Genomic DNA, 25,966 nt, shown 5'->3' on the forward strand with positions numbered 1-25,966 from the left:
GGCCCCTCTGTTCGCAACTTCGCGTAATAGGCGCATACCGCTGCAAAGAAACGGTCGCTGGCGTTACTGTCAGTTTCGTGTTCGCTGCAGAACGTCGTCAGTTGATCCTTGAAATGGTGCGCGCCAATGGGGCGGTATCGCTCCGGGAGCTCGCCCGCGTCGTCCAGACCTCCGAAGTGACCGTACGGCGTGACGTGCGGGCACTGGAGGCAGAAGGACTCCTCGACCGCCGGCACGGCGGTGCGGTGCTGCCGGGCGGTTTTACGCGAGAGTCCGGCTTCCCGCAGAAATCCCATCTCGCGACCGCCGAGAAGACGGCCATCGCCGACGTGGCCGCCGGTCTCGTCGACGAGGGCGAGGCCATCGTGGTCGGCGCCGGCACCACCACGCAGGAACTGGCCCGCCGGCTCGCCCGCGTCCCCGGGCTGACCGTCGTCACCAACTCGCTGCTCGTCGCCCAGGCCCTGGCCCACGCCAACCGGGTGGAGGTCGTCATGACCGGCGGCACCCTGCGCGGGTCCAACTACGCGCTGGTGGGGAGCGGGGCCGAGCAGTCCCTCCAGGGGTTGCGCGTCTCCCGGGCGTTCCTGTCCGGGAGCGGGCTCACCGCCGAGCGCGGCCTGTCCACGTCCAACATGCTCTCCGCGAGCGTCGACCGGGCGCTGGTGCAGGCGGCGGCGGAGGTGGTGGTGCTGGCCGACCACACCAAGCTCGGTACGGACACCATGTTCCAGACCGTGCCGACGGACCTGATCACCCGGCTGGTCACCGACGAGCCGCCCGTCCACGACGACCGGGCGGGCACCGAGCTCCAGGCCCTGGCCGACCAGGGCGTTCAGATCACGGTGGCCGGTCCGGCCGCCGGCGCCTCGAGCGCGTCCGGCGCGTCCGGGTCCGAGGGCGCCCCGCCCCCGGGCCGGCAGGGTCGCAGGGACGTTCCGCTGCCGGGCCAGCGCGGCCGCCACCCGGGCGGCCCGCAACTGCGCAGCGCGTCCCTGTCCGGTGACGGCCAGCCCCCGGAGCGCGGCGCACGCGTGGCGGACCTCCGCCGCCGCTGACGGGTCGGCCCCGTCGTCCGGGCCGGCCCCCTGGCGGGGCGGGCCCGGTGTGGAGGGCCGAGCCGCCGATGGCTGTCCCGTCGTACGGGCCGAGCCCCTGACGGGCCTCTCGGGCGGAACGCACCCGCCGCCGGGGCGGGCCGAACCCGCGACCGGCGGGCCCGTCCGGGCGGGGCGTACCCGCCCGGACGCCGTCAGGGCTGCAGGCCCCGCAGCGTCAGGGTGAGCAGGCGGTCGGCCAGCTCCGGATCGTCCGGGGACTGCTCGGCGGCCAGGGCGATCGCGTTGGTGAGCTGCATCAGGTCGCCGATCGACACGTCCGCGCGTACCGCGCCCGCCTCCTGGGCGCGTACCAGCAGCCGCTCGCCCGCCGTGCGCATCGGCGTGCTGCACTGCGACAGGGCCGAAGTGGCGTCGTGGGACGCCGACATGAGCGCCCGGGCGAGACCCCGGTACTCGCCCGCGTGCGTGACGATGGCCCGCAGCCACTCCACCAGCGCCGTGCACGGCTGCTCCGCGCCCACCAGGTCGCGGGACCGTTCCAGCAGCGTGTGGAGCGCGTCCTGGAAGACGGCGTTCATCAGTGCGTGCCGGTTGGGGAAGTGCCGGTACAGCGTGCCGATGCCCACTCCGGCGCGGCGCGCGATGTCCTCCAGCGACGCGTCGGTGCCGTGCTCCGCGAACGCGGCGCGGGCCTCGGCCAGGAGCCGCTCGTGGTTGCGGCGGGCGTCGGCGCGCATGGGGCGCGGCGCACCCGGCGTTCCGCCCGCCGCCGTCCCGCTCGCCGCCGTGCTCGTCGCCATCGCGCCCGTCCTCCCTCGCAGCCCCGCCTCCGTATCCAGGATGCCATCGCGCACATGGCGAGGGGCCCGCCGGACAGCTGCCGGCGGGCCCCCGTGGTGAGGTGTGTCAGTCCTTGATCTCGCAGATCGCGGCGCCGGACGTCACCGACGCGCCGACCTCCGCCGACAGACCCTTGATCGTGCCGGCCCGGTGGGCGTTGAGCGGCTGCTCCATCTTCATCGCCTCCAGGACGACGACGAGGTCGCCCTCCTGGACCTCCTGACCCTCCTCGACCGCGACCTTGACGATCGTGCCCTGCATCGGGGAGGCGAGCGTGTCGCCCGAGGCGGCGGACCCGGCCTTCTTGGCGGCGCGGCGCTTGGGCTTGGCGCCGGCGGCGAGGCCGGTGCGGGCCAGGCTCATCCCGAGCGACGACGGCAGGGAGACCTCCAGGCGCTTGCCCCCGACCTCGACGACGACGGTCTCGCGGCCCGACTCGTCCTCCGCCTCGGCCTCGGCCGGCGCGGCGAACGGCTTGATCTCGTTGACGAACTCCGTCTCGATCCAGCGGGTGTGGACGCGGAAGGGGTCGGCGGTGAACGCCGGGTCGACGACGACCGCGCGGTGGAAGGGGATGGCGGTGGCCATGCCCTCGACCTGGAACTCGGCCAGGGCTCGCGCGGCCCGCTGCAGCGCCTGCTCACGGGTGGCACCCGTGATGATCAGCTTGGCGAGCAGGGAGTCCCAGGCCGGGCCGATGACGCTGCCGGACTCCACGCCCGCGTCCAGCCGGACGCCCGGGCCGGTGGGCGGGGAGAAGCTGGTGACGGTGCCCGGGGCGGGCAGGAAGTTGCGGCCCGGGTCCTCGCCGTTGATCCGGAACTCGAAGGAGTGACCGCGCACCGGCGGGTCGTCGTAGCCGAGCTCCTCGCCGTCGGCGATGCGGAACATCTCCCGCACCAGGTCGATGCCGGTGACCTCCTCGGTCACCGGGTGCTCGACCTGCAGACGGGTGTTGACCTCCAGGAAGGAGATCGTGCCGTCGGTGCCGACGAGGAACTCCACGGTGCCGGCGCCGACGTAGCCGGCCTCCTTGAGGATGGCCTTGGACGCGGCGTACAGCTCCGCGTTCTGCTCGGCGGTCAGGAACGGCGCCGGGGCCTCCTCGACCAGCTTCTGGTGGCGGCGCTGGAGCGAGCAGTCACGCGTGGAGACGACCACGACGTTGCCGTGCTTGTCGGCCAGGCACTGGGTCTCCACGTGCCGGGGCCTGTCGAGATAGCGCTCGACGAAGCACTCGCCCCGGCCGAACGCGGCGACCGCCTCGCGCACGGCGGAGTCGTACAGCTCCGGCACCTCTTCGAGGGTGCGGGCGACCTTCAGGCCGCGACCGCCGCCACCGAAGGCGGCCTTGATGGCGATCGGCAGGCCGTGCTCCCGGGCGAAGGCGACGACCTCGTCGGCCCCGGAGACCGGGTCGGGCGTGCCGGCGACCAGCGGCGCGCCGGCGCGCTGGGCGATGTGACGGGCGGCGACCTTGTCACCGAGGTCGCGGATGGCCTGCGGCGGCGGGCCGATCCAGGTCAGCCCGGCGTCGATGACGGCCTGGGCGAACTCCGCGTTCTCGGACAGGAACCCGTAACCCGGGTGGATGGCGTCCGCACCGGAATCCGCCGCGGCCTGCAGCACCTTGGCCATGTCCAGGTAACTGGCGGCCGGGGTGTCACCGCCCAGGGCGAACGCCTCGTCGGCCGCACGGACGTGCAGGGCGTCCCGGTCCGGATCGGCGTAGACGGCTACGCTCTGGATCCCGGCGTCCCGGCAGGCACGGGCGACACGGACAGCGATTTCGCCACGGTTGGCGATGAGCACCTTGCGCACGATGGCTCCCTCCTTGAAACAAGCTGAGTTTAGGGACAGCCGACACGGCGTTTCGACCCGTCCCCAATGGTGAGCTTGCCCACACGGAGCGTGATTCGAGGCGTAGTGGAGTCGTTAAATCCCTTGTCGCACCACGTTACGCAGGGCTTCTTGCCGGAACAGTAACCCGCCGGTGTGGTCAAGGTCTCTGTCTTGCGGGTCAGCGCGGCATCCCGTTTCTTTGTGGAGTCCCTACGAATGGGCGAATGATTCTTTGCCGCCCTGCCGGAACCCTTGTCCCGAGGTTTACCAGTCAGTAGCCTGCGCGCTGTCGTCCGTACCGACTCGTCGCGGCAGGTAACAGGCAGGGGAGCGCCCATGGTGGCCCGCAGACCGACAGCTCTGGCGGCCGGGATCGTGCTGGTCCTGGAGGCGGTGGGGCTGGTGCTGTTGCACATCGTGCTGGCGAAGCTCCTTGCCGGTCAGCGGATGTCGCTGGATGGACTGGACCCGGACCTGATGGTCACCGCCACCTGGGTCATGGGCGCGGTCCTGGGCGCCTATGTGGCGCTCTGCGGGGTGCTGCTGGTGCTCCTGGGGGTGCGTGACCGCCCGCCGGGGCGGGCCGTGCGTCTCCTGCTGATCTCCTGCGCGATCACGCACGGCGTGCTGGGCGCGCTGACGGTGGGGCTGGTCGGCTGGGCGGCGTTCGCTTACATGATGGTCGTGCTGGGCCTGATCGTCGCGTCGCTGGTGCTGTACGCGCCGGAGTCCCCGGAGCCGGCGCCGCCCGCGGGGCGGGGCGGCGTGGCGGCGGCGTGAGGGGGCGGCGGGTCAGTCCCACAGGTCGGTGATCGCGACGCCCAGTTCGCCGAGCAGGCGGCGCAGCAGCGGTAGCGACAGGCCGATCACATTGCCCGGGTCGCCGTCGATGCCTTCGATGAACGGGGCGGAGCGGCCGTCCAGCGTGAAGGCGCCCGCCACGTGGAGGGGTTCACCGCTGGCGACGTACGCCGCGATCTCCTCGTCCGTCGGGTCGCCGAAGCGGACCAGGGTGGAGGCGGTCGCGGAGGCGTACCGCTTGGCGGTGGTGTCGTAGACGCAGTGGCCGGTCTGGAGGATGCCGGCGCGCCCGCGCATCGCCTTCCAGCGCGCGGTGGCCTCCTCGGCGTCCGCGGGCTTGCCGAGGGCCTGCTTGTCCAGTTCCAGCACCGAGTCGCAGCCGATCACCAGCGCGCCGCTCGCCTCGGGCCTGGCGGCCACGTGGGCGGCCTTGGCCTCGGCGAGGGCGAGGGCCAGCTCGGCCGGGGTGGGGGCGGTGAATCTGTCCTCGTCGACCCCGCTGACGATCACCTCGGGGGCGAGTCCGGCCTGGCGCAGCAGACCGAGGCGGGCGGGGGACTGGGAGGCCAGGACGAGGCGGCGGCGCTGAGCGGCAGTCATGGGCGCCATCGTACGGAAGGCGCCCCGGTGGCCGGGGCCTTCGCCCGGCCGGGGCGGGTCAGTGCAGGCCCACCGCGAACATCGCCAGCACCATCGCGAGGGCCAGCACGATCCCCGCGCGGCGCAGCATCGCCTGCATGTCGCGCATCTCCTCGGGGGGCTCGTTCTCGGGATCGGACCACAGCATTCCTCGATCCTGCGGGCCCCGTCCGTCCGGCGCCTGAGTACGCGTACTCAGGCGCAGGGGTGCTTCGGGACTAGGCCGTGTCTTGTGGATCGGGCCGGATCGGGGAGCGGGGTCCGGTGCGTGCGGATGCGAGGCGGAGGAGGGAGCCACTGCGGAGCATGGGCGACCGACGACAACGCCGCGGACGCGCGTGCCGGGGCACGCGAGCCCGGCGAGATCCGAAAGACGCGCCCTGGTCCGGGGCGGCGAGGGCCCGGGCCCCGGCCGGCCGCGCGCGCCGCGACGGCCCGCTCGGCGCGGCGCCGTCGCCGGACCGACCGGCGCCGGACGCCGCCCGTGCGTACGACGACGGCCTCCGGCCGGGGAAGACGCGGGACATCGCGTCACGGCGGAGGCCGTCGTCCGTCGTACCGGTGCTCCGGCGCGTGCCCTCACCTCTCGCCGGGCTCGCGTCGCCCGGCGGGAAGGACACGCCCTAGGCCGGCCAGTAGGAGCGCGCCCAGGACCGCGGGCCCGGGTGGGGGCGGTGCGTGTGGGCGATCCTCGCCGGGTCGGACCAGCCCTCGGGGACGCGCTCGGCGCCGTCCGAGGCCGCCGAGGCGGACGCGGCGGCGCGCGCCCGGACCACCGCGAGGGCGGCGGCCAGCTCCTCCGGGGTCGGATTGCCCCGCAGAACCTTGATCATGGGGGCTCCTTAGAGAGGGATGTTGCCGTGCTTCTTCGGAGGCAGGTTTTCCCGCTTCGTACGCAGCTGACGCAGGCCCTTGACGATCTGGGCCCGGGTCTCGGACGGCATGATCACCGCGTCGATGTAGCCGCGCTCGGCCGCCGTGTACGGGTTGAGCAGCGCGTCCTCGTACTCCTGGATCAGCCGCGCGCGGGTCGCCGCGGCCTCGTCCTCGTCCTTCGCCTCTTCGATGGTGCGGCGGTGCAGGATGTTCACCGCTCCCTGCGCGCCCATCACGGCGATCTGCGCGGTCGGCCACGCCATGTTGAGGTCCGCGCCCAGGTGCTTGGAGCCCATGACGTCGTACGCGCCGCCGAACGCCTTGCGCGTGATCACGGTGATCAGCGGGACGGTCGCCTCGGCGTACGCGTAGATCAGCTTGGCGCCGCGCCGGATGATGCCCTCGTGCTCCTGGCCGACGCCCGGCAGGAAGCCCGGCACGTCCACGAAGGTGAGCACCGGGATGTTGAACGCGTCGCAGGTGCGGACGAAGCGGGCCGCCTTCTCGGAGGCGTCGATGTCCAGGCAGCCCGCGAACTGCATCGGCTGGTTGGCGACGACACCGACCGGGTAGCCCTCGACCCGCCCGAAGCCGGTGAGGATGTTCGGCGCGAACATGCCCTGGGTCTCCAGGAACTCGCCGTCGTCCAGCACGTGCTCGATGACGGTGTGCATGTCGTACGGCTGGTTCGCCGAGTCCGGGATGAGGACGTCCAGCTCGCGGTCCTCGTCGCTCGGCTCCAGGTCCGCGACCTCCGGGAAGGCGGGCGCCTCGGAGAGGTTGTTCGACGGCAGGTACGACAGCAGGGACTTGACGTACTCGATGGCGTCCTTCTCGTCACCGGCCATGTGGTGCGCCACGCCGGAGGTGGTGTTGTGCGTCCGGGCGCCGCCCAGCTCCTCGAAGCCGACGTCCTCGCCCGTCACCGTCTTGATGACGTCGGGGCCGGTGATGAACATGTGCGAGGTCTGGTCGACCATCACCGTGAAGTCCGTGATGGCGGGGGAGTAGACGGCGCCTCCGGCGCACGGCCCCACCACCAGGCTGATCTGCGGGATCACCCCCGAGGCATGGGTGTTGCGGCGGAAGATCTCGCCGTACATGCCGAGGGCCATGACGCCCTCCTGGATGCGGGCGCCGCCGGAGTCGTTGATCCCGACGACCGGGCAGCCGGTCTTCAGGGCGAAGTCCATCACCTTGATGATCTTCTGTCCGAACACCTCGCCGAGAGCGCCGCCGAAGACCGTGAAGTCCTGCGAGAACACCGCGACGGGGCGGCCGTCGACCGTTCCGTACCCGGTGACGACACCGTCTCCGTACGGGCGGTTCCTCTCCAGCCCGAAGCTGGTCGAGCGGTGCCGGGCGAACTCGTCCAGCTCGACGAAGGAGTCCTCGTCCAGCAACAGGGCGATCCGCTCCCGTGCCGTCAACTTGCCCTTCGCGTGCTGCTTCTCGACGGCGCGCTCGGAGCCCGCGTGCGTCGCCTCGTCGATACGGCGCTGCAGATCCGCGAGCTTGCCCGCGGTCGTATGGATGTCGATCTTCTGGGGCTCTTGGGGCTGGGCCGGCTCGGACATCGGGATGGCGCTCCCTGCCTGGTCACGGGTTCGTTGGCTACTGACCCGTAGCGTATCGGCGGCGATACCGTTCGGCAGTGCGGTGTTTACCACACCTACGCTGGCTTGCATGACGCCCTCACTTGGTCCAGGGAGCCCCTGGTCGGACCTCGAACGACCGCCCCTGAACGCCCCCTCCCTGCGCCGCGCCCTCCTGCGCCCCGGCGGCCTGTGGACCTCCCTCGACATCGTGCCCGCCACCGGCTCCACCAACTCCGACCTCTCCGCCCGCGCCGCCGCCCTTCCCGAGGGCGCCGTGCTGGTCGCCGAGGAGCAGACGGCCGGGCGGGGGCGGCTGGACCGCGTCTGGTCCGCGCCCGCCCGCTCCGGCCTGTTCTTCTCCGTCCTGCTCAAGCCGGACGTCCCCGTCGCCCGCCTGGCCTGGCTGCCGCTGCTCACCGGCGTCGCCGCCGCCACCGGCCTGGCGCGGGCCGCCGGTGTCGACATGGCGCTGAAGTGGCCCAACGACCTGATGGTGAAGGTCGGGGGAGAGGAGCGGAAGACCGGCGGCATCCTCGCCGAGCGCGCCGGCGACGACGGCGTCGTGGTGGGACTGGGCCTCAACGTCACGCTCCACGAGGAGGAGCTGCCCGTCCCCACCGCCGGCTCCCTCCTGCTCGCCGACGCGATCTCCACCGACCGCGACCCGCTGCTGCGCGCCGTCCTGCGCTCCCTGGAGAAGTGGTACGGCCGCTGGACCGCGGCCGGCGGCGACCCGGCGGCGTCCGGACTCCAGGAGGCGTACGCGGCGGGCTGCGCGACCCTCGGCCGTACCGTCCGCGCGGAACTGCCCGGCGACCGCACGCTCACCGGTGAGGCGGTCGCCATCGACGGGGACGGCCGGCTGGTGGTGGCGCCGCCCGGCGGGGAGAGGGAGCCCGTGGGCGCGGGCGACGTGGTGCATCTGCGCCCGGTGGACTGACGCGCTGGGCCGTGGGGACGTGAGCCAGGGCACACCTGCCGTATCGTGGACGACGATCCAGCTACAGATCGGCAGGACAGTGCGCAGGGAACGGGCAGGAGGCGGCCGGTGACCGTCGACGACGCGAACTCGGGCGGGTCCGGGTCCGGGCCGAGCGGGGCGGAGTACCCCACCCCCCACCATGTCGTCGACCACACGGCGGAGCCGACCGACGACCCCCTGGCGATCAGGCTGGAGCAGCTGATCCTCGGCGCCGAGCGGCGCTACACCCCCTTCCAGGCGGCCCGCACCGCCGGCGTGTCCATGGACCTGGCCTCCCGGTTCTGGCGGGCCATGGGCTTCGCCGACATCGGGCAGGCCAAGGCCCTGACGGAGGCGGACGTACTGGCGCTGCGGCGGCTGGCCGGTCTGGTCGAGGCGGGCCTGCTGAGCGAGCCGATGGCGGTCCAGGTGGCCCGGTCCACCGGCCAGACCACCGCCCGCCTGGCCGAATGGCAGATCGATTCCTTCCTGGAGGGCCTCACCGAGCCGCCCGAGCCCGGGATGACCCGCACCGAAGTGACGTATCCCCTGGTGGAGCTGTTGCTGCCGGAGCTCCAGGAGTTCCTGGTGTACGTGTGGCGGCGGCAGCTCGCCGCGGCGACCGGGCGCGTGGTGCAGGCCGCCGACGACGAGGAGATGGTGGACCGGCGTCTGGCGGTCGGCTTCGCGGACCTCGTCGGCTTCACCCGGCTCACCCGGCGCCTGGAGGAGGAGGAGCTGGGCGAGCTGGTCGAGGCGTTCGAGACCACCTCCGCCGACCTGGTCGCCGCGCACGGCGGGCGGCTGATCAAGACGCTGGGCGACGAGGTGCTCTACGCGGCGGACGACGCCGGCACGGCGGCCGAGATCGCGCTGCGGCTGATCGAGACGCTCACCCACGACGAGACGATGCCCGCGCTGCGCGTCGGCATCGCCTTCGGCACGGTCACGACCCGGATGGGCGACGTCTTCGGCACCACGGTGAACCTGGCGAGCCGGCTCACCTCGATAGCGCCCAAGGACGCGGTCCTGGTGGACGGGGCGTTCGCCGAGGAGCTGGCGCGCACGGGCGAGGCCCCGGTGTCGGAGGCCCAGCTCGCCGAGGAGGCGGCGCGCGCGGAGAAGGAGGGCGAGGCGCCGCCCGTCCTGTCGAAGTACCGCTTCGCCCTCCAGCCCATGTGGCAGCGGCCGGTGCGCGGGCTCGGTGTGATCGAACCCTGGCTGCTGACGAGACGGGAGCCTAGGATCCCCGGATAGCGGTCGCTAACGTTCGTTAACCGGGAGGGTGTGTCACGCATGTCCGAGCAGCGCTTCGGGGAATTCGTCGCCGTACGTCGTCATGGGTACGTGGCGGAGCTGGTCCTCGACCGGCCCAAGGCCATGAACGCCGTCTCGACGGAGATGGCCCGCTCCATCGGCGCGGCCTGTGAGGCGCTGGCCGCCGATCCGTCGGTGCGGGTGACGGTGCTGACGTCCTCCCACGACAAGGCGTTCTGCGTGGGCGCCGACCTCAAGGAGCGCAACTCCTTCACCGACGCCGAGCTGGTGCGCCAGCGGCCGGTCGCGCGGGGCGCCTACACCGGGGTGCTGGAGCTGCCGATGCCGACGGTCGCCGCCGTGCACGGCTTCGCGCTGGGCGGCGGGTTCGAGCTGGCGCTCGCCTGCGACCTGATCGTGGCGGACGCGACGGCGGTCGTCGGGCTGCCGGAGGTGTCGGTGGGTGTGATTCCCGGCGGCGGCGGTACGCAGCTGCTGCCGCGCCGCGTGGGGGCCGCGCGCGCGGCGGAGCTGGTGTTCACCGCGCGCCGTGTGGAGGCGGCCGAGGCGGAGTCGCTGGGGCTGGTCGACCGGCTCGTGGACGACGCCCGGGAGGGCGCGCTGGAGCTGGCCGCGCGGATCGCCGCGAACTCGCCGGTCGGGTTGCGGGCCGCCAAGCGGGCCATGCGGCTGGGTCACGGGCTGGACCTGCGGGCCGGCCTGGAGGTGGAGGACGCCGCGTGGCGGTCGGTGGCCTTCTCGGGCGACCGCGCCGAGGGGGTGGCGGCGTTCAACGAGAAGCGCGAGCCGGAGTGGCCGGGGCAGTAGCCGAGCCGCCCCGCGGACGCGGCGCGGCGGGCGCGACGCCGCGCGGTTCGCGAGGCGGGTGCGCTGCGCGTGGCGGGCCTGGCGCGGCGGCGGGGCAGGCGCGGATGGCGGTCGCGGTCCGAGGGCCGCGGGCCGCGGGAGTGGCCGGAGGGGCCGGGTGCCGCGGACGTGGCCGGAGGGGCCGGTGTGCCCCGGCGAGTGAAAAGTCGACGATGCTCCCTAAGCTTGAGGAATGGGTGAGGATGTCCGGCTACGCGCTGTAGTGGCGCTCGCGCAGGCCATGGCGTCGGCGCACACTCCGCGCGAGACCTGGCGGGCGGCCGCGCTGGGCGCGCGGGACGCGCTCGGCGGGTCGTTCGCCGCGCTCTCGATGTGGGAGCGCGACCTGGGCCGGCTCAAGGTGCTGGTGAACGCGGGCGCGCGGGCACCGGGCGAGGAGGAGTTCCCCGACTCCGAGACGTACCCGGTTCACCAGTTCTGCGAGATCACCGAGTTCCTGCACGAGCGGTGGGCGGGCGGCGGGGAGCCGAACGCCTGGGTGGAGACCGCCGGCGAGCCGGAGCCGGCGCCCGGGGGGCCGGGTCACGCGGCGCCGCGCGGCCGGGTCGCGGCGCTGCGGCGGCGGGGCCGGGGCTGCTGCGTCGTCGCGCCGATAGTGATGCACGGCCGGGCGTGGGGCGAGCTGTACGTGGCGCGGCCGGTCGGTGTGCCGGTGTTCGACCGCCATGACGCGGATTTCGCGACCGTCCTCGCGTCGGTGGTCGCGGCCGGGATCGCGCAGACCGAACGGCTGGAGGAGGTCCGCCGGCTGGCCTTCACCGATCCGCTGACCGGGCTCGCCAACCGGCGGGCGGTGGACATGCGGCTGGACGAGGCGGTGGAGCGCTCCCTCGCGGACGGGACGGTGGTCAGTCTGGTGGTGTGCGACCTCAACGGCCTCAAGCGGGTCAACGACACCCACGGGCACGCGGTGGGGGACCGGCTGCTGGAGCGGTTCGGTTCGGTCCTGTCGTACTGCGGTGCGATGCTGCCGGGCGCGCTGGCGGCGCGGCTGGGCGGCGACGAGTTCTGCCTGGTGTCGGTGGGGCCGGAGGCGGACGAGGTCGTGGCCGCGGCGGACGAGCTGTGCGTGCGCGCCGGTGACCTGGAGCTGGGCGAGGGCGTGGCGTGCGGGGTGGCGTCGACCGGTGACCCGATCGGGCCGGTGCCGTCGGCCCGGCGGCTGTTCCGGCTGGCGGACGCGGCGCAGTACCGCGCGAAGGCGGCCCGGTCCCCCAAGCCGGTGGTGGCCGGCCGCGACGGCACGGTGATCGCCCTGGCGGACCACCCGCCCGGCCCCTCGCGTGACCGCCGCAGCTTCCGCGACGCCCGCCCGGACCCGGCCACGCCCGCCGTACTCCCGGCGCCGCCCGACGTCCCGGGCGACGCGGACCCGGGCGGGTAAGGGGCCCGGGGCCGGCGGGGTAGTGACACGTTGGGATTCAGTCCGTACGCTGCTGAATATGGATATGCACACAGTCGTGGTGGGGACGTCCGGTACCACCGCCCAGGACGTCATCGCCGTGGCCCGCGGCAACGCCCGTGTCGAGCTCTCCCCGGAGGCGCTCGCCGCGCTCGCCAAGGCCCGCGAGATCGTCGACGCCCTCGCCGCCAGGCCCGAGCCCGTCTACGGCGTGTCCACCGGTTTCGGGGCGCTCGCCACCCGCCACATCAGCCCCGAGCTGCGGGCCCAGCTCCAGCGCAACATCGTGCGCTCGCACGCCGCCGGCATGGGCGCACCCGTGGAGCGCGAGGTCGTACGGGCCCTGATGTTCCTGCGGCTGAAGACCGTCTGCTCCGGGCGCACCGGCGTCCGGCCCCAGGTCGCGCAGACCATGGCGGACGTGCTCAACGCCGGGATCACCCCGGTCGTCCACGAGTACGGCTCCCTCGGCTGCTCCGGTGACCTCGCGCCCCTCAGCCACTGCGCGCTCACCCTGATGGGCGAAGGCGACGCCGAAGGCCCCGACGGCCGTGTCCGCCCCGCCGGGGAACTCCTCGCCGAGCACGGCATCGAGCCCGTGGAGCTGCGCGAGAAGGAGGGCCTGGCCCTCCTCAACGGCACCGACGGCATGCTCGGCATGCTGATCATGGCCCTGGCCGACCTGGACAGGCTCTACAAGTCCGCCGACATCACCGCCGCCCTGTCGCTGGAGGCGCTCCTCGGCACGCAGAAGGTCCTCGCGCCCGAGCTGCACGCCATCCGCCCGCACCCCGGCCAGGGCGCCGCCGCCGCCAACATGCTCGCCGTGCTCCGCGGCTCCGGGCTCACCGGCCACTTCCAGCAGGACGAGGCCCCGCGCGTCCAGGACGCCTACTCGGTGCGCTGCGCCCCCCAGGTCGCCGGCGCGGGCCGCGACACCCTGGCGCACGCCCGGCTCGTCGCCGAGCGGGAGCTCGCCTCCGCCGTGGACAACCCGGTCGTCCTGCCCGACGGCCGCGTCGAGTCCAACGGCAACTTCCACGGCGCGCCCGTCGCCTACGTGCTGGACTTCCTCGCCATCGCCGCCGCCGACCTCGGCTCCATCGCCGAGCGCCGCACCGACCGGCTGCTGGACAAGAACCGCTCCCACGGCCTGCCGCCGTTCCTCGCCGACGACGCGGGCGTCGACTCCGGCCTGATGATCGCCCAGTACACGCAGGCCGCCCTGGTCAGCGAGCTGAAGCGACTCGCCGTCCCGGCCTCCGCCGACTCCATCCCGTCCTCCGCCATGCAGGAGGACCACGTCTCCATGGGCTGGTCGGCCGCGCGCAAGCTGCGCACCGCCGTCGGCAACCTCGGCCGGATCATCGCCGTCGAGCTGTACGCCGCGACCCGGGCCATCGAGCTGCGCGAGGGTCTCACCCCGGCGCCCGCCTCCCGCGCCGCCATCGAGGCGCTGCGCGCGGCCGGTGTGCGGGGCCCCGGGCCGGATCGCTTCCTCGCCCCCGACCTGGAGGCCGCCGACGCCTTCGTGCGCGAGGGCGGGCTCGTCGAGGCCGTGGAGAAGGTCACCGGCCCGCTGGCCTGACCCGGACGTCCACGCGCGGGGCGCGCACCGTCACAGGACGGTGTGCGCCCCGCGTCGTACGGCGAAGGCCACCAGTCCGGTGCCGACGCCCAGGAACGCGGTGCCGGCGAGGAGGTACGGGGTGGTGTCCACGCTCCCGGTGTCGGCGAGCGCGAGTTCGCCGGACGCCCCGGCGGGGGACACGACCGCGGACGCTCTCGTCTCGTGCCGTTCCGCGGGTGGCCGTTCAACGGTGGCGTTGGCCGAAGGGACGAACCACAGCGCGCCGAGCAGGGTCCCGGCGGCGGTGGCGGTCAGCAGCGGTCGACGTGCGACGGACACAGATTCAGATCCCCTTGCGGAACCGAGAATTGGCTGGTGCGCCGATGCTAATGAACACAGCGGGTCGTAGGAAAGTCGTGGCTCCCGGCGGCTTACGCTCCGTCATATGAGCCCTGCTGAGACATCACGGTATGTGCGCCTTCGGGTGGAACTGCTGCTGGAAGTGACGGACACCGACCAACTCGCCGCAGCCGCGCTGGAGCGCGTGGAGGCCGACGAATTCATGCCGGACGAGGAGCGTACGCACGCCCGGTCCGCGGTACGAGAAGACGAAGCGGAAGCTCTCGCATACCTCGTCGAGCCGGTCGACCTGATCGGCCGGGTGCCGGGCGTCGAGCTCGCCCGGGCGTCGTGGACCAGCGAGCAGGTCGAGCACGACCCCGACGCGGAGATGTGGGACCTGGACGAGGAGGATGATGAGGACCACCTCGACGACGTACGGCCGTAGCGTGTGAGCCTCGACACGTTCCGGGACCCGGTCCGCCGCCCCCCCCGGGCGGCGTCCCGGGCCCGGTTCCCGCGCGTCCCCGTACCCCGGCGGGGCCGGGAACCGGCGGAACCCCGGCTGCGTCGATCAGTGGTGTTCCCCACATGTCTCCCTGATGGGGAACCGGACGGGTTGTTATGGGTGTTGTTGAGACAGTTGGCAGGGATTCGGCGACGATGGAGAAGCGTGTGATGACGGACAGCAAGCGGCGCAGGAGCCTGACGGCCGCGTCCGCACTGCTCGGCGGCGTTCTGGTGCTCACCGGCTGCGGCGGCGGTGAGGAGAAGGCCGACGCCTCCGACGGCTCGAAGACGTCACAGTCCCAGGTCGACGCGGCGGCGGCGAAGGACGCCTCGCAGGCCCGAATAGCGATCACTCCGAAGAACGGCGCGCAGAACGCCGGCATCAACGACGACGCCAAGGTGACCGTCAGCGAGGGCACGCTCACGCAGGTGACCATGACCGCGCCGGACGGCAGCACCGTCAAGGGCGAGATGGCCGCCGACGGCACGAGCTGGAAGCCCACCGAGCAGCTGGAGCGGGCCACCACCTACAAGATCGCCGTGTCGGCGAAGGACTCCGAGGGCCGGGAGGCCCACGAGAACTCGTCGTTCACCACCGTGTCGAAGGAGAACAGCTTCATCGGGAACTACACCCCCGACGGAGGCTCCACGGTCGGCGTCGGCATGCCCGTCTCCATCAACTTCAACAAGCCGATCACGGACAAGAAGGCCGTCCAGTCCGGCATCACCGTGTCGTCCAGCAGCGGCCAGGAAGTCGTCGGCCACTGGTTCAACTCCCAGCGCCTGGACTTCCGCCCCGAGAACTACTGGGCCGAGGGCTCCAAGGTCACGCTGAAGCTCGACCTCGACGGCGTCGAGGGCTCCGACGGCGTCTTCGGCGTCCAGCAGAAGACCGTCACCTTCACCATCGGCCGCAACCAGGTCTCCACCGTCGACGCCGCCGCGAAGACGATGACGGTCACCCAGGACGGCAAGACGATCAAGACCATCCCGATCTCCGCCGGCGCGCCCGAGAACCCGACGTACAACGGCCGGATGGTCATCTCCGAGAAGTTCAAGGAGACCCGGATGGACGGCTCGACGGTCGGCTTCACCAAGAAGGACGGCAAGGGCGAGTACGACATCAAGGACGTGCCGCACGCCATGCGGCTGTCCACGTCCGGCACCTTCATCCACGGCAACTACTGGGGTTCCGACTCCATCTTCGGCAACGTCAACACCAGCCACGGCTGCGTGGGCCTGAACGACGCCAAGGGCGCGGACGACCCGAGCCAGCCGGGCGCGTGGTTCTTCGACAACTCGATCGTCGGTGACGTGGTCGTCGTCAAGAACTCCAAGGACAAGACCATCGCCCCGGACAACGGCCTCAACGGCTGGAACATGAGCTGGACGGAGTGGAAGGCCGGCTCCGCGGTCTGATCCGCACCGGTACGACGAAGGCGGCCCCCCTCCTCGGAGGGGGGCCGCCTTCGTCGTACCGGGAGAACGGGCGGCGGGCCGGTCCTGGGGACCGGCGGCACGCTGGTGAACGTCGGCGCCCCGGAGGAGCCCGTCTCGCTGAACCTCTTCTCCGTGATCGGCGGCCGCAAGACCCTCGCCGGCTCGATGATCGGCGGCATCGCCGAGACGCAGGAGATGCTGGACTTCTGCGCCGAGCACGGCCTGGGCGCCGAGATCGAGCTGATCGACGCCGACGGGATCAACGAGGCGTACGAGCGGGTGCTGAGGAGCGACGTCCGCTACCGCTTCGGCATCGACGCGTCGACGATCCGCTGACCTCCGGCACGACGGCTTCCGGGGCTCGATGACCTCCGGGGTAATCGACCCCCGGGGCACTCCCCCGGGAGCATGGGGTCCTCCGCAACCCACGAGGAGGACCCCATGACCGCCTACGCCCTCGGCAACCTCCGGCCCCCGGCCGTCCCCCACGACGAGGTCCTGAGCTACATGGAGCGCATCCAGGCCACCCTCGACCCCTACGGCGGCCGGTTCCTGGTGCACGGCGCACCGGCCAGGGAGGTCCGCGAGGGGACCTGGGACGCCGCGCTCGTGATCATCGGCTTCCCGTCCCTGGACCACGCGCGCGACTGGTACGACTCCGACGCCTACCAGGAGCTGATCCCCCTGCGCACCCGGCACATGGCCGGCGACATCCTGCTGATCGACGGCGTCGCGCCCGGCTACGACCCGGCGGCGACCGCGGCGGCACTCCGGACGGCCCGGCCCTGACGGGACGCGCCCACGGCCGGGCGGTCACGCGGGGCGGCCCGCGCGCAGCTCCAGCCGGGCGCCGGTGAAGGACCCGCGGAAGCGGCGGTCGTGCGAGACCACGACGACCGCCCCCTCGTACGCCTCCAGCGCCGCCTCCAGCTCCTCGACCAGGCCGGGCGCCACGTGGTTCGTCGGCTCGTCCAGGACGAGGAGGCCGGCCGGACGCGTCACCAGGCGCGCCAGCTCCAGGCGCCGCCGCTGGCCCACCGACAGGGCGGCCACCGGGACCGCCAGGTCCTCCTCCCGGAACAGCCCGAGCCCCAGCAGCTCGGCCGCGTGGTCCTCGGGGACACCGCCGCGCCCCGCCGCGTACGCCGCCAGCAGCGGGCGGCGCGACGGGCGCGCGGGCAGCTCCTGCGGCAGGTAGCCCACCGGGACCGCCCGGCGCACGGTGCCCGCGTCGGGGCGCAGGTCACCGGCGATCACCCGCAGCAGGGTCGTCTTCCCGGCACCGTTCGGGCCGGTCACCAGCAGCCGGTCGCCCGCTCCCACGGTCAGCCCCGCCACCCGCAGCCGGTCGCCGACGACCACGCCGTTCAGCTCCACGGCCGTGTCCGCCCCGCCCGATGCCACCAGCCGGGGCGCGAACCGCAACGGCTCCGGCGGCGCCGCGACCGGCTCCAGCCGCAGCCGCTCCAGCCGCTGCCGCGCGGCCCTGATCCGCCCGGACAGCTTCGCCTCGTGCGAGCGCCGGTGCTTGCCGAAGCCCTCGCGCGGGTCCCCGCCCGAGCCGGCGAGCCGCTGCCCGGCCGCCTCCACCTGGGCCTCCGCGTCCGCGAGGTCGGCCAGCCACGTCCGGTGGTCCAGCTCCCAGCGGCGGCGGGCGGCGGCCTTCGCGGTCCGGTAGCCGGCCCAGCCGTCGCCGTACCGGGTCACCGACCGGGTGTCCCGGTCGACCTCCAGGATCGCCGTCGCGACCGCCTCCAGAAACGCCCGGTCGTGCGTCACGGCCAGCACCGTGCCCCGGTGCGCCCGCAGCCGCTGCTCCAGCCGGCCGACCGCCTGCCGGTCCAGGTGGTTGGTCGGTTCGTCGAGCAGCAGCAGCTCCGCGCCCGAGGCCAGGGCGCAGGCCAGGGCCAGTCGTGACCGCTCGCCGCCGGACAGCGTCCCGAGCCGCCGCGCCCGGCCGATGTGACCGACGCCCAGCCCGTGCAGGGCCGCGTCGACCCGGGCGTCGGCCTGGTGACCGCCGCGTTCCTCGTACGCGCTCAGCAGCTCGCCGTACGCGGCCAGTTCGTCGGCCGAGGCGTCCCCGAGGGTCGCCTCGGCCGCCCGCAGCCGTCGCTCCATGTCCCGCAGGTCGGCGAGCGAGACGTCGACGGCGTCCCGCACGGTCGCCGCCGGGTCGAGGTCGAGCGTCTGGGCGAGGTGGGCCACCCCGCCGGGGAAGCGGACGGTCACCTCGCCGTCGTCGGGGGCTTCCGTGCCCGCGAGCAGCTTCAGCAGGGTGGACTTTCCCGAGCCGTTCTCCCCGATGACCCCGACGCGCTCGCCGGGCCGGGCGGTGAAGGTGACGCCGTCGAGGACGGTCCTGTCGCCGTACGCCTTGGAGACGTCCTTGACGACGAGCTGGGAAGGGGTGTGAGAAGGGTGGTGGGCGCGATCGCGCATGGTTCTTTCCCTGATGTCCGGGTTCGGGCAGGACGGGGCATGACAGGACGCCTACGCGTCCGCGCCCGGATCAGAGAAAGAAGTAGTACGCACCCATGGGATCGATGGTAGGGACTGGTCCGCCGCCGTTCCACCCGATTAACCGCCCGTCCGCCGGGGTGCCCACGCGCCCAGGGACGGGCCCGGCCCACGAGGGGGGCTTCCGGGAGGCCGGGGCCCCGGCCGTGAGGCCGACGGCGAAGCCCCACGGCCCGAGCCGCAGGCGGTACGCCGTCGTCCGCACGGGACGGCCGCGAACGGCCGCGGGACCGCTCAGCCGTCGGCCCTGGCGACGCCGATCGGGCAGGAGACGCCCGTACCGCCGATACCGCAGTAGCCGCCGGGGTTCTTGTCCAGGTACTGCTGGTGGTAGCCCTCGGCCGGGTAGAAGGGGCGGCCGTCGGCGGGGAGGATCTCGGTGGTGATCGTCCCGTAGCCGGAGCCGTTCAGCACCCGCTGGTAGGCGTCGCGCGAGGACTCGGCCGCCGCCGCCTGGTCGGGGGAGTGGGTGTAGAGCGCCGAGCGGTACTGCGTGCCCACGTCGTTGCCCTGGCGGAAGCCCTGCGTGGGGTCGTGCGACTCCCAGAACAGCTTCAGGAGCGTGTCGTACGAGACCACGGACGGGTCGAAGACCACCCGGACGGCCTCCGTGTGGCCCGTCATGCCGGAGCAGACCTCCTCGTACGACGGGTTGAGCGTGTAACCGCCCTGGTAGCCGGCGAGGGTCGTCCACACGCCCTCGGTCTGCCAGAACTTCCGCTCCGCGCCCCAGAAGCAGCCCAGGGCGAAGTCCGCGACCTCCAGGCCGGCCGGGTAGGGACCCACAAGCGGGTTGCCGAGGACGGTGTGGCGGGAGGGCACGGTGAAGTCCGGCTCCGGCCGGCCGCGCAGGGCCTGGTCGGGAGTGGGAAGCACGGGGGTGCGGCCGAACAGCATGACGGGGGTCTCCTTCGTACGGACGCGGCGGGGACGGCATCCGGACAACGCCGCGGCGGGGAGCGGAATTCCGCCCCCCGCCGGGCCGTGACCCAGTGACCCCCACGCCCCCCGTGACCCCCGCGCCCCACATGTCGCCCCCGGGGCAGTGGCCAGTGCTCGGTGGCCGGTGCTCAGTGGGGGAGCGTCGCCGGGCTGCCGCCGTTCGCCTCGTACCCCGCGACGGCGAGCGCCCGGTGGATCGCGTACTCCGCCGCCGGGTCCTCGCTCAGCGTCCACGGCAGCGCGCCGACGTGGCCGTCCACGTGGACCAGCTGGTGCATGGCCTCCGACCAGCGCTCCGCCCGCACCAGGAAGTGGATCAGCAGATGGCGCACGTGTGCCAGCATCGGGTCGTCCGGGCGGGCCGAGTGCACCGCGTACAGGGCGCCCTCCATGGCCTTCGACACCACCTCGGTGCCGTAGAAGTCCCGCACCAGGGCCACCTCCGGCAGGTGCTCGAAGACCGCGAACAGCGGCAGCGCGGCGAGCAGCGAGCCCTGCGGGGCGCGCGCCGCGGCCGCCGTCGCGAACCGGTCCGCGTCCTTCCGCGACCCGTGCCACTTCTCGCACCAGTAGTGCAGCGCCGCCAGGTGCGCCCCCATGTGCTGCGGCGCCCTGTCGATGATCTTCGCCCACACCTGGTCGAACTGCTCGTGGGTGAACCCCAGGCCCCGCGCCACGGCCAGCTCGGTGATGTACGGGACCGGGTCTCCGGGCGCCAGCAGGGCGGCCTCCGCGCAGACCGCGCGCGCCTCCTCCAGGATGATCCGGAAGTCGTCGGTGCCCGCGGAGGACGAGCGCCACGCCTGCTGCACCAGGAACTCGGCGTGCACCTCGGCGCCCCCCGGGTCCTTCGGCTTCTCGGCCCGCCAGGCCCGCAGCCACGCCCCGCCCGTCCCCGGCTGCCGGGCCAGCTCCAGCGACGCGGCGCCGGCGAACGCCTGCACCCGCTGCCAGCGCACCTCGCCGTCCTTCGCGGTGCCCGCCAGCAACTGCGACGCGGCCCGCCAGTCCTGGGTGCTCTGCACCACGTCCAGCACGTCCAGGAGGTCCTGGTCCGGCCCCGGCATGCGCACGTCCAGCTCCTCCTGGAGCACGAAGCCGTACGCGCTCGGGTCGGCCGCGTCCGGCGAACCGGGCGCCACCAGGCGAATGCCGCCGCCCGCGCGGCGGCGCAGCAGCCACGGCACCACGATCACGCCGATCAGACCCACCGCGAACAGGAACACGAGAATCTCCATGACGCCATTGTCCCGGACGCGCCCGGTGCGTTCGGCCGCCCGCGACTACGCTCGGGACCCATGAGCGACCAGCACACCCACCAGAACTTCGAGACCCGCGCCATCCACGCGGGCAACACCGCCGACCCGCTGACCGGCGCGGTCGTCCCGCCCATCTACCAGGTGTCCACCTACAAGCAGGACGGTGTGGGCGGCCTGCGCGGCGGTTACGAGTACAGCCGCAGCGCGAATCCCACGCGTACCGCCCTGGAGGAGAACCTCGCGGCGCTGGAGGGCGGCCGGCGCGGCCTGGCCTTCGCCTCGGGTCTCGCCGCCGAGGACTGCCTGCTGCGCACGCTGCTGGCCCCCGGCGACCACGTGGTCATCCCCAACGACGCGTACGGCGGCACCTTCCGCCTGTTCGCGAAGGTCGTCGCCCGGTGGGGCGTGGAGTGGTCGGTCGCCGACACCTCCGACCCGGCGGCCGTACGGGACGCGATCACCGACCGGACGAAGGCCATCTGGGTCGAGACGCCGTCGAACCCCCTGCTCGGCATCACCGACATCGCGGCCCTCGCGGACGTCGCCCGCACGGCGGGCGTCCGGCTCGTCGTCGACAACACCTTCGCCAGCCCCTACCTCCAGCAGCCGCTGGCGCTCGGCGCGGATGTCGTCGTGCACTCGCTGACCAAGTACATGGGCGGCCACTCCGACGTCGTCGGCGGGGCGCTGGTGACGGCCGACGCGGCGCTCGGCGAGGAACTGGCGTACCACCAGAACGCGATGGGCGCGGTCGCCGGACCGTTCGACTCGTGGATCGTGCTGCGTGGCATCAAGACGCTGGCCGTGCGCATGGACCGGCACAGCGAGAACGCCACCCGCGTGGCCGAGATGCTCCAGCAGCACCCCAAGGTCACCCAGGTCCTCTACCCGGGTCTGCCCGAGCACCCGGGGCACGAGGTCGCCGCCAAGCAGATGCGGAGCTTCGGCGGCATGATCTCCTTCCGGGTCCAGGGCGGCGAGGAGGCGGCGGTCGAGGTCTGCAACCGCGCGAAGCTCTTCACGCTGGGCGAGTCCCTGGGCGGCGTCGAGTCGCTCATCGAGCACCCGGGGCGGATGACGCACGCCAGCGTCGCCGGCTCCCTGCTGGAGGTCCCGGCGGACCTGGTGCGGCTGTCGGTCGGCATCGAGAACGTGGACGACCTGCTGGAGGACCTGCGCCAGGCGCTGGCCTGAGGTCCTCCCGCCGGGCGCGGCCGGACACGTCACCAGCCCAGGAACGGTGGCGTGACCCCGGCCGGCGGGGTGTGCCATGGCTCCGCGACCGACGCCCACACCGCGAACGCGACCGCCGACGCCGTGAGCAGCAGCCACAGCAGGCGGCGCAGCAACCGGGCGCGGTGCAGCGCGCGCGTGCCGCGGTCGAGGGCGCGCGGCAGCAGGTCCGGCGGGACCTGGCCGCGCGGCGGGGCGTCCAGCATGCGCCGGACCTCGTCCTCCTTGCGGTCGTAGGCGCTCATGGCGCGCCCCGCGTTTCCGGCGCCTGGCCGGCCCCGGGCGGCCGGCCCCTCCCGGGCGGGTGGTCCGGTCCTGGCGTGTGACCCCTCCCGGGGGCGGGCCGTACGGCGGTTGCCGTCCCGGGTGCCGCTCCGGGCGCGTCCCCGCGCGTGCCGGGCACCACGTGTGGTGCCCCGGCGGCCTCCCGTGTCCCGGGCACCCGCCCCGTCCCGTGCGTCCCGCGCAGGACACTCACCGCGCGCGTGCAGGTCGCCCGGACGCGTTCCGCGGGCAGCCCGAGCAGCGCGGCCGTCTGCTCCTCGGCGACACCCTCGTACAGGCGCAGGACGACCACCAGCCGTTCCAGCGGGGTCAGCCGGGACAGGACGCCGCCCCGGGGGCGGTGGAAGCGCCAGGCGGCGCGGGCGAACCGGCCGGCCAGCTCACGGCGGGTGAGGTCGTACGGGTCCTCCCCGCGCAGCCGGTCCCAACGGGCGTACGTGGTCCCCAGCGCGGCGGTCAGCAGCGCCTGGGCGCGCGGGGCGCGGCCCGGCGGCTCGGTCGTCAGGAGCGTGGCGGCGTGCAGCAGCCTGCCCGCCGCGCCCGCGACGTACGCCTCGAAGTTCCGCTCCCGGGCGCCGGGGGGCCGCGCCATGGCCTGGGGCCGCCGCTGCTCTCGCACGTCCTCATATCAGGCCAGGCGCCCGGCGCGGGTCAAGAGGCGGGAGTCGTCTCCGTGTCCCGTTCGGTCTCCCGCTCCACCGGCGGCAGGCCGGCCTGGCGGGCGGAGAGCGCGGAGTTGAAGCGGGTCAGCAGGGTGCAGAACGACTCGCGTTCGGCCTCGGTCCAGCCGTCCGTCACCTGCGCCATCAGCTCGCGCCGCGAGGAGCGGACCTCCTCCAGGCGGGCCTGGCCCCGAGGCGACAGCTGGAGCACGACGGCGCGGCCGTCCTCCGGGTGCGAGGTCCGCTTGACCAGGCCGGTGTCGACCAGCGGCGCGACCTGGCGGGTGACGGTGGACGAGTCGATGCCCATGCCCGCCGCCAGCGCCTTGACGCCCATCGGGCCTTCCTGGTCGAGGCGGTTGAGGAGCAGGTAGGCGGCGCGGTCCATCGAGTTGCGGAGCTGGCCGGTGCCGCCGAGGCGGGTCTGCTCGGCCCGGCGGGCGAAGACGGCCACCTGGTGCTGGAGGGCATCGAGGAGACCGGGGTCGAGATCAGTCGTCATGTCCTGAGATGTGGGCATGGCTCGGGGCTCTCTCGTGCGGTGGTGGTCGGTTGGTGGGGGACAGAGTACGCGGACCCGCGCGCCTTGGTACCGGCGCTGCGCAAACGTGATGAGCTGCGAGACTTGGCGTCATGAGCTTCGGTACGCCATACCCCTCACACCCCCTGATCCTCGACGACGTCCGCGGGGCGCAGAAGATGCTCTCCGGCGTCGCCAGGGTGACCCCCATGGAGGGCAGCCGGTACCTGTCGCGGCTGGTGGGCTCGCCGGTCCACTTCAAGTGCGAGAACCTCCAGCGGACCGGGTCGTTCAAGCTGCGGGGCGCGTACGTGCGGATCTCCGGCCTGCGCCCGGAGGAGCGGGCGGCCGGGGTCGTCGCGGCGTCGGCCGGCAACCACGCGCAGGGCGTCGCCCTGGCCTCGTCGCTCCAGGGCGTGCGGTCCACGGTGTTCATGCCCGTGGGGGCTCCGCTGCCGAAGGTGGCGGCGACGCGGGAGTACGGGGCGGAGGTGCGGCTGCACGGGCACGTGGTGGACGAGACGCTGGCGGCGGCGCAGGAGTACGCGCACGACACCGGAGCGGTGTTCATCCACCCCTTCGACCACCGGGACGTCATCGCCGGTCAGGGCACGGTGGGGCTGGAGATCCTGGAGCAGTGCCCCGAGGTGCGGACGATCGTGGTCGGCATCGGCGGCGGCGGGCTGGCGGCGGGCATCGCGGTGGCGGTCAAGGCGCTGCGGCCGGACGTGAAGGTGATCGGCGTACAGGCGGAGGCGGCGGCCGCGTACCCGCCGTCGCTGGCGGCCGGCCATCCGCTCGGCATCGACACCTCGCCCACGATGGCGGACGGCATCCACGTCGGGCGGCCCGGGGACGTGCCGTTCGCGATCGTGCGGGAGCTGGTCGACGAGGTGCGCACGGTCACCGAGGACCAGCTGTCGTCGGCGCTGCTGCTGTGCCTGGAGCGGGCCAAGCTGGTGGTGGAGCCGGCCGGGGCGAGCCCGGTGGCGGCCCTGCTGGGAGCGCCGGAGACGTTCGGCGGGCCGGTGGTGGCGGTGCTGTCGGGCGGGAACGTCGACCCGCTGCTGATGCAGCGCATCCTGCGGCACGGGATGGCGGCGGCCGGCCGCTACCTGAGCCTGCGGCTGCGGCTGACGGACCGCCCGGGCGCGCTGGCGACCCTGCTGGCCGTCCTGTCGGTTGCGGACGCGAACGTACTGGACGTGGGCCACGTCCGTACGGACCCGCGGCTCGGCCTGACGGAGGTGGAGGTGGAGCTGCACCTGGAGACCAAGGGGCCGGAGCACTGCGAGCAGGTCGCCTCCGCCCTGCGGGAGGCGGGCTACACGGTGATGCCCTGAGGCACCGCGACGCCCCGGCCGTCCTGCCGGGGGAACGGCGGAGTGCCGCGCCGTGGCGCGTCCCGGTCCGTGGCGCCGGTCACATAAATGCCGGGCGGGTTCCGTCCGGCGTCCCTAGGCTTTGGGTAGCGTCACCCATCAACGGGAGAACCCACATGCCAGGCGCAATTCACGCCGAAGGTCTGGTCAAGACCTTCGGCGACGTACGGGCTCTGGACGGCGTGGACCTCGATGTCCCCGAGGGGACGGTCCTGGGGCTGCTCGGCCCCAACGGTGCCGGAAAGACCACCGCCGTACGCGTCCTCACCACATTGCTCAAGCCCGACAGCGGCAGGGCGGTCGTCGCGGGGCTGGACGTCCTGAAACACCCCAACGAGGTCCGCCGTGCCATCGGGCTCTCCGGACAGTTCGCCGCCGTCGACGAGTACCTCACCGGCCGCGAGAACCTGCACATGGTCGGCCAGCTCTACCAGATGACGAGCAAGGCCGCGCGGATACGCGCGGGCGAGCTGCTGGAGCGGTTCAACCTCGCCGAGGCCGCCGACCGCCCCGCCAAGACCTACTCCGGCGGCATGCGCCGCCGGCTCGACCTCGCCGCCGCGCTCGTGGTGTCGCCGCCCGTGATGTTCATGGACGAGCCGACCACCGGGCTCGACCCGCGCAACCGGCAGCAGCTGTGGGACGTCATCCAGGAACTCGTCGCCGGCGGCACGACCCTGCTGCTGACCACCCAGTACCTGGAGGAGGCCGACCACCTGGCGCACGACATCTGCGTGGTCGACCACGGCAGGGTCATCGCCCGCGGCACCTCCGACCAGCTGAAGGTCCGCACCGGCGGCGAGCGCGTCGAGGTGGTCGTCCACCGGCCCGACGAGATCGTCCCGGCCCGTGCCGTCCTCGCCGGTTTCGGCAAGGGCGAGGTCGCCGTCGAGACGCACACCCGCAGGCTGACCGTCCCGGTCACCGGCGGCGCCAAGCTGCTCGCCGAGGTCATCCGCGAGCTGGACGCCCGGGGCGTCGAGATCGACGACATCGGGCTGCGCCGCCCCACCCTGGACGACGTGTTCATCTCGCTGACCGGCCACACCGCCGAGCTGGCCGGGGAACGCGCAGGCGGCGCGGCCGGCGAGGGCGACGGGACGGCCGGAGAGCCGGCCGGAGAGGAGGCCGCGAAGTGA

25 protein-coding genes and 2 pseudogenes are annotated in these 25,966 nt (G+C 73.4%); 14 read left to right on the top strand and 13 right to left on the bottom strand.

What is annotated here, in order from left to right:
* Nucleotides 1–77: 77 nt before the first annotated feature.
* A complete protein-coding gene (locus tag IE109_RS12150) occupies nucleotides 78–1,058 on the top strand; it encodes a DeoR/GlpR family DNA-binding transcription regulator (RefSeq protein WP_189550810.1) in 981 nt (326 codons plus the stop codon).
* Between the two features lie 194 nt (nucleotides 1,059–1,252).
* Here IE109_RS12150 and IE109_RS12155 read toward each other — a convergent pair whose 3' ends face one another.
* Both IE109_RS12155 and IE109_RS12160 read right to left on the bottom strand, forming a co-directional pair.
* Nucleotides 1,253–1,798 (bottom strand): TetR/AcrR family transcriptional regulator, encoded by a 546-nt coding sequence (locus IE109_RS12155; RefSeq protein ID WP_229890942.1) that lies wholly within the window; start codon nucleotides 1,796–1,798, stop codon nucleotides 1,253–1,255.
* Nucleotides 1,799–1,967: 169 nt separating this feature from the next.
* On the bottom strand, nucleotides 1,968–3,722 hold the full coding sequence (locus IE109_RS12160; protein WP_189550812.1) for an acetyl/propionyl/methylcrotonyl-CoA carboxylase subunit alpha: 1,755 nt from the start codon (nucleotides 3,720–3,722) through the stop codon (nucleotides 1,968–1,970).
* Between the two features lie 357 nt (nucleotides 3,723–4,079).
* On the opposite strand from IE109_RS12160, the gene IE109_RS12165 reads away from it, so the two are divergent.
* Nucleotides 4,080–4,523 (top strand): hypothetical protein, encoded by a 444-nt coding sequence (locus IE109_RS12165; RefSeq protein ID WP_189550813.1) that lies wholly within the window; start codon nucleotides 4,080–4,082, stop codon nucleotides 4,521–4,523.
* Nucleotides 4,524–4,535: 12 nt separating this feature from the next.
* Here IE109_RS12165 and IE109_RS12170 read toward each other — a convergent pair whose 3' ends face one another.
* The 4 genes from IE109_RS12170 to IE109_RS12180 form a co-directional block, all read right to left on the bottom strand.
* The gene (locus IE109_RS12170; protein ID WP_189550814.1) at nucleotides 4,536–5,144 is read right to left on the bottom strand and encodes a Maf family protein; all 609 of its coding nucleotides are present in this window, start codon (nucleotides 5,142–5,144) and stop codon (nucleotides 4,536–4,538) included.
* A 58-nt stretch (nucleotides 5,145–5,202) separates the two neighbouring features.
* The gene (mmpB, locus tag IE109_RS33710; RefSeq protein WP_268251468.1) at nucleotides 5,203–5,331 is read right to left on the bottom strand and encodes a morphogenic membrane protein MmpB; all 129 of its coding nucleotides are present in this window, start codon (nucleotides 5,329–5,331) and stop codon (nucleotides 5,203–5,205) included.
* A 475-nt stretch (nucleotides 5,332–5,806) separates the two neighbouring features.
* Nucleotides 5,807–6,016: an acyl-CoA carboxylase epsilon subunit gene (locus IE109_RS12175; protein WP_189550815.1), complete on the bottom strand. Its 210-nt coding sequence runs from the start codon at nucleotides 6,014–6,016 to the stop codon at nucleotides 5,807–5,809.
* A 9-nt stretch (nucleotides 6,017–6,025) separates the two neighbouring features.
* On the bottom strand, nucleotides 6,026–7,636 hold the full coding sequence (locus tag IE109_RS12180) for an acyl-CoA carboxylase subunit beta (RefSeq protein WP_189550816.1): 1,611 nt from the start codon (nucleotides 7,634–7,636) through the stop codon (nucleotides 6,026–6,028).
* Between the two features lie 109 nt (nucleotides 7,637–7,745).
* On the opposite strand from IE109_RS12180, the gene IE109_RS12185 reads away from it, so the two are divergent.
* The 5 genes from IE109_RS12185 to hutH all read left to right on the top strand — a co-directional run bounded on the left by IE109_RS12185 (nucleotide 7,746) and on the right by hutH (nucleotide 13,753).
* Nucleotides 7,746–8,597 (top strand): biotin--[acetyl-CoA-carboxylase] ligase, encoded by an 852-nt coding sequence (locus IE109_RS12185; protein WP_189550817.1) that lies wholly within the window; start codon nucleotides 7,746–7,748, stop codon nucleotides 8,595–8,597.
* A 108-nt stretch (nucleotides 8,598–8,705) separates the two neighbouring features.
* Nucleotides 8,706–9,875 (top strand): adenylate/guanylate cyclase domain-containing protein, encoded by a 1,170-nt coding sequence (locus IE109_RS12190; protein WP_189550818.1) that lies wholly within the window; start codon nucleotides 8,706–8,708, stop codon nucleotides 9,873–9,875.
* A gap of 39 nt (nucleotides 9,876–9,914) precedes the next feature.
* Nucleotides 9,915–10,703, top strand: coding sequence for an enoyl-CoA hydratase/isomerase family protein (locus IE109_RS12195; protein ID WP_189550819.1), 789 nt, complete (start codon nucleotides 9,915–9,917; stop codon nucleotides 10,701–10,703).
* A 232-nt stretch (nucleotides 10,704–10,935) separates the two neighbouring features.
* Nucleotides 10,936–12,147 carry a GGDEF domain-containing protein gene (locus IE109_RS12200; RefSeq protein ID WP_189550820.1) on the top strand — a complete coding sequence of 404 codons (1,212 nt, stop codon included), beginning with the start codon at nucleotides 10,936–10,938 and terminating at the stop codon, nucleotides 12,145–12,147.
* 64 nt (nucleotides 12,148–12,211) lie between these two features.
* On the top strand, nucleotides 12,212–13,753 hold the full coding sequence (hutH, locus tag IE109_RS12205) for a histidine ammonia-lyase (RefSeq protein ID WP_189550958.1): 1,542 nt from the start codon (nucleotides 12,212–12,214) through the stop codon (nucleotides 13,751–13,753).
* 30 nt (nucleotides 13,754–13,783) lie between these two features.
* On the opposite strand, the gene IE109_RS12210 is transcribed toward hutH, so the two are convergent.
* On the bottom strand, nucleotides 13,784–14,074 hold the full coding sequence (locus IE109_RS12210) for a hypothetical protein (RefSeq protein ID WP_189550821.1): 291 nt from the start codon (nucleotides 14,072–14,074) through the stop codon (nucleotides 13,784–13,786).
* Between the two features lie 106 nt (nucleotides 14,075–14,180).
* Here IE109_RS12210 and IE109_RS12215 point away from each other — a divergent pair, with 106 nt between their 5' ends.
* From IE109_RS12215 to IE109_RS12230, 4 genes and pseudogenes are all read left to right on the top strand, one after another.
* On the top strand, nucleotides 14,181–14,522 hold the full coding sequence (locus IE109_RS12215; protein ID WP_189550822.1) for a hypothetical protein: 342 nt from the start codon (nucleotides 14,181–14,183) through the stop codon (nucleotides 14,520–14,522).
* A 215-nt stretch (nucleotides 14,523–14,737) separates the two neighbouring features.
* Nucleotides 14,738–16,003 carry a L,D-transpeptidase gene (locus tag IE109_RS12220; RefSeq protein ID WP_189550823.1) on the top strand — a complete coding sequence of 422 codons (1,266 nt, stop codon included), beginning with the start codon at nucleotides 14,738–14,740 and terminating at the stop codon, nucleotides 16,001–16,003.
* A gap of 81 nt (nucleotides 16,004–16,084) precedes the next feature.
* A pseudogene (locus tag IE109_RS12225) lies at nucleotides 16,085–16,360 on the top strand (alcohol dehydrogenase); the annotation flags it as partial.
* A gap of 105 nt (nucleotides 16,361–16,465) precedes the next feature.
* Nucleotides 16,466–16,813 carry a DUF1330 domain-containing protein gene (locus tag IE109_RS12230; protein ID WP_189550824.1) on the top strand — a complete coding sequence of 116 codons (348 nt, stop codon included), beginning with the start codon at nucleotides 16,466–16,468 and terminating at the stop codon, nucleotides 16,811–16,813.
* Nucleotides 16,814–16,837: 24 nt separating this feature from the next.
* Here the strand turns inward: IE109_RS12230 and abc-f are convergent, their stop codons facing one another.
* The 3 genes from abc-f to IE109_RS12245 form a co-directional block, all read right to left on the bottom strand.
* Complete coding sequence (gene abc-f / locus IE109_RS12235; RefSeq protein WP_189550825.1) at nucleotides 16,838–18,466, bottom strand: ribosomal protection-like ABC-F family protein; 1,629 nt, start codon at nucleotides 18,464–18,466, stop codon at nucleotides 16,838–16,840.
* 312 nt (nucleotides 18,467–18,778) lie between these two features.
* Entirely contained in the window at nucleotides 18,779–19,441 is a 663-nt protein-coding gene (msrA, locus tag IE109_RS12240; RefSeq protein WP_189550826.1) for a peptide-methionine (S)-S-oxide reductase MsrA, read from the bottom strand.
* Between the two features lie 173 nt (nucleotides 19,442–19,614).
* Complete coding sequence (locus tag IE109_RS12245; protein ID WP_189550827.1) at nucleotides 19,615–20,724, bottom strand: hypothetical protein; 1,110 nt, start codon at nucleotides 20,722–20,724, stop codon at nucleotides 19,615–19,617.
* Between the two features lie 60 nt (nucleotides 20,725–20,784).
* On the opposite strand from IE109_RS12245, the gene IE109_RS12250 reads away from it, so the two are divergent.
* Nucleotides 20,785–21,939, top strand: coding sequence for a cystathionine gamma-synthase (locus IE109_RS12250; protein ID WP_189550828.1), 1,155 nt, complete (start codon nucleotides 20,785–20,787; stop codon nucleotides 21,937–21,939).
* A gap of 29 nt (nucleotides 21,940–21,968) precedes the next feature.
* On the opposite strand, the gene IE109_RS12255 is transcribed toward IE109_RS12250, so the two are convergent.
* The 3 genes and pseudogenes from IE109_RS12255 to IE109_RS12265 form a co-directional block, all read right to left on the bottom strand.
* Complete coding sequence (locus IE109_RS12255; RefSeq protein WP_189550829.1) at nucleotides 21,969–22,223, bottom strand: hypothetical protein; 255 nt, start codon at nucleotides 22,221–22,223, stop codon at nucleotides 21,969–21,971.
* Nucleotides 22,224–22,387: 164 nt separating this feature from the next.
* Nucleotides 22,388–22,855: pseudogene (locus IE109_RS12260) on the bottom strand (sigma factor-like helix-turn-helix DNA-binding protein); the annotation flags it as partial.
* A gap of 59 nt (nucleotides 22,856–22,914) precedes the next feature.
* The gene (locus IE109_RS12265; RefSeq protein WP_189550830.1) at nucleotides 22,915–23,445 is read right to left on the bottom strand and encodes a MarR family winged helix-turn-helix transcriptional regulator; all 531 of its coding nucleotides are present in this window, start codon (nucleotides 23,443–23,445) and stop codon (nucleotides 22,915–22,917) included.
* 113 nt (nucleotides 23,446–23,558) lie between these two features.
* Between IE109_RS12265 and ilvA the strand changes: the two genes are divergently transcribed.
* Entirely contained in the window at nucleotides 23,559–24,788 is a 1,230-nt protein-coding gene (ilvA, locus tag IE109_RS12270; protein WP_189550831.1) for a threonine ammonia-lyase, read from the top strand.
* Nucleotides 24,789–24,943: 155 nt separating this feature from the next.
* On the top strand, nucleotides 24,944–25,966 hold the full coding sequence (locus tag IE109_RS12275; RefSeq protein ID WP_189550832.1) for an ATP-binding cassette domain-containing protein: 1,023 nt from the start codon (nucleotides 24,944–24,946) through the stop codon (nucleotides 25,964–25,966).

It is taken from the genome of Streptomyces lavendofoliae, assembly GCF_014649735.1.
Classification (GTDB): domain Bacteria; phylum Actinomycetota; class Actinomycetes; order Streptomycetales; family Streptomycetaceae; genus Streptomyces; species Streptomyces lavendofoliae.

What these genes read in the sequence shown, in the direction of transcription:
- IE109_RS12220 (WP_189550823.1), top strand. Translation starts at nt 14,738, where the DNA reads ATGGAGAAGCGTGTGATGACGGACAGCAAGCGGCGCAGGAGCCTGACG.
- IE109_RS12255 (WP_189550829.1), bottom strand. Translation starts at nt 22,223, where the DNA reads ATGAGCGCCTACGACCGCAAGGAGGACGAGGTCCGGCGCATGCTGGAC.
- hutH (WP_189550958.1), top strand. Translation starts at nt 12,212, where the DNA reads ATGCACACAGTCGTGGTGGGGACGTCCGGTACCACCGCCCAGGACGTC.
- IE109_RS12180 (WP_189550816.1), bottom strand. Translation starts at nt 7,636, where the DNA reads ATGTCCGAGCCGGCCCAGCCCCAAGAGCCCCAGAAGATCGACATCCAT.
- ilvA (WP_189550831.1), top strand. Translation starts at nt 23,559, where the DNA reads ATGAGCTTCGGTACGCCATACCCCTCACACCCCCTGATCCTCGACGAC.
- IE109_RS12170 (WP_189550814.1), bottom strand. Translation starts at nt 5,144, where the DNA reads ATGACTGCCGCTCAGCGCCGCCGCCTCGTCCTGGCCTCCCAGTCCCCC.
- IE109_RS12245 (WP_189550827.1), bottom strand. Translation starts at nt 20,724, where the DNA reads ATGGAGATTCTCGTGTTCCTGTTCGCGGTGGGTCTGATCGGCGTGATC.
- IE109_RS12250 (WP_189550828.1), top strand. Translation starts at nt 20,785, where the DNA reads ATGAGCGACCAGCACACCCACCAGAACTTCGAGACCCGCGCCATCCAC.
- IE109_RS12185 (WP_189550817.1), top strand. Translation starts at nt 7,746, where the DNA reads ATGACGCCCTCACTTGGTCCAGGGAGCCCCTGGTCGGACCTCGAACGA.
- IE109_RS12265 (WP_189550830.1), bottom strand. Translation starts at nt 23,445, where the DNA reads ATGCCCACATCTCAGGACATGACGACTGATCTCGACCCCGGTCTCCTC.
- IE109_RS12200 (WP_189550820.1), top strand. Translation starts at nt 10,936, where the DNA reads ATGGGTGAGGATGTCCGGCTACGCGCTGTAGTGGCGCTCGCGCAGGCC.
- IE109_RS12215 (WP_189550822.1), top strand. Translation starts at nt 14,181, where the DNA reads ATGAGCCCTGCTGAGACATCACGGTATGTGCGCCTTCGGGTGGAACTG.
- IE109_RS12275 (WP_189550832.1), top strand. Translation starts at nt 24,944, where the DNA reads ATGCCAGGCGCAATTCACGCCGAAGGTCTGGTCAAGACCTTCGGCGAC.
- abc-f (WP_189550825.1), bottom strand. Translation starts at nt 18,466, where the DNA reads ATGCGCGATCGCGCCCACCACCCTTCTCACACCCCTTCCCAGCTCGTC.
- mmpB (WP_268251468.1), bottom strand. Translation starts at nt 5,331, where the DNA reads ATGCTGTGGTCCGATCCCGAGAACGAGCCCCCCGAGGAGATGCGCGAC.
- IE109_RS12175 (WP_189550815.1), bottom strand. Translation starts at nt 6,016, where the DNA reads ATGATCAAGGTTCTGCGGGGCAATCCGACCCCGGAGGAGCTGGCCGCC.
- IE109_RS12165 (WP_189550813.1), top strand. Translation starts at nt 4,080, where the DNA reads ATGGTGGCCCGCAGACCGACAGCTCTGGCGGCCGGGATCGTGCTGGTC.
- IE109_RS12195 (WP_189550819.1), top strand. Translation starts at nt 9,915, where the DNA reads ATGTCCGAGCAGCGCTTCGGGGAATTCGTCGCCGTACGTCGTCATGGG.
- IE109_RS12155 (WP_229890942.1), bottom strand. Translation starts at nt 1,798, where the DNA reads ATGCGCGCCGACGCCCGCCGCAACCACGAGCGGCTCCTGGCCGAGGCC.
- msrA (WP_189550826.1), bottom strand. Translation starts at nt 19,441, where the DNA reads ATGCTGTTCGGCCGCACCCCCGTGCTTCCCACTCCCGACCAGGCCCTG.
- IE109_RS12230 (WP_189550824.1), top strand. Translation starts at nt 16,466, where the DNA reads ATGACCGCCTACGCCCTCGGCAACCTCCGGCCCCCGGCCGTCCCCCAC.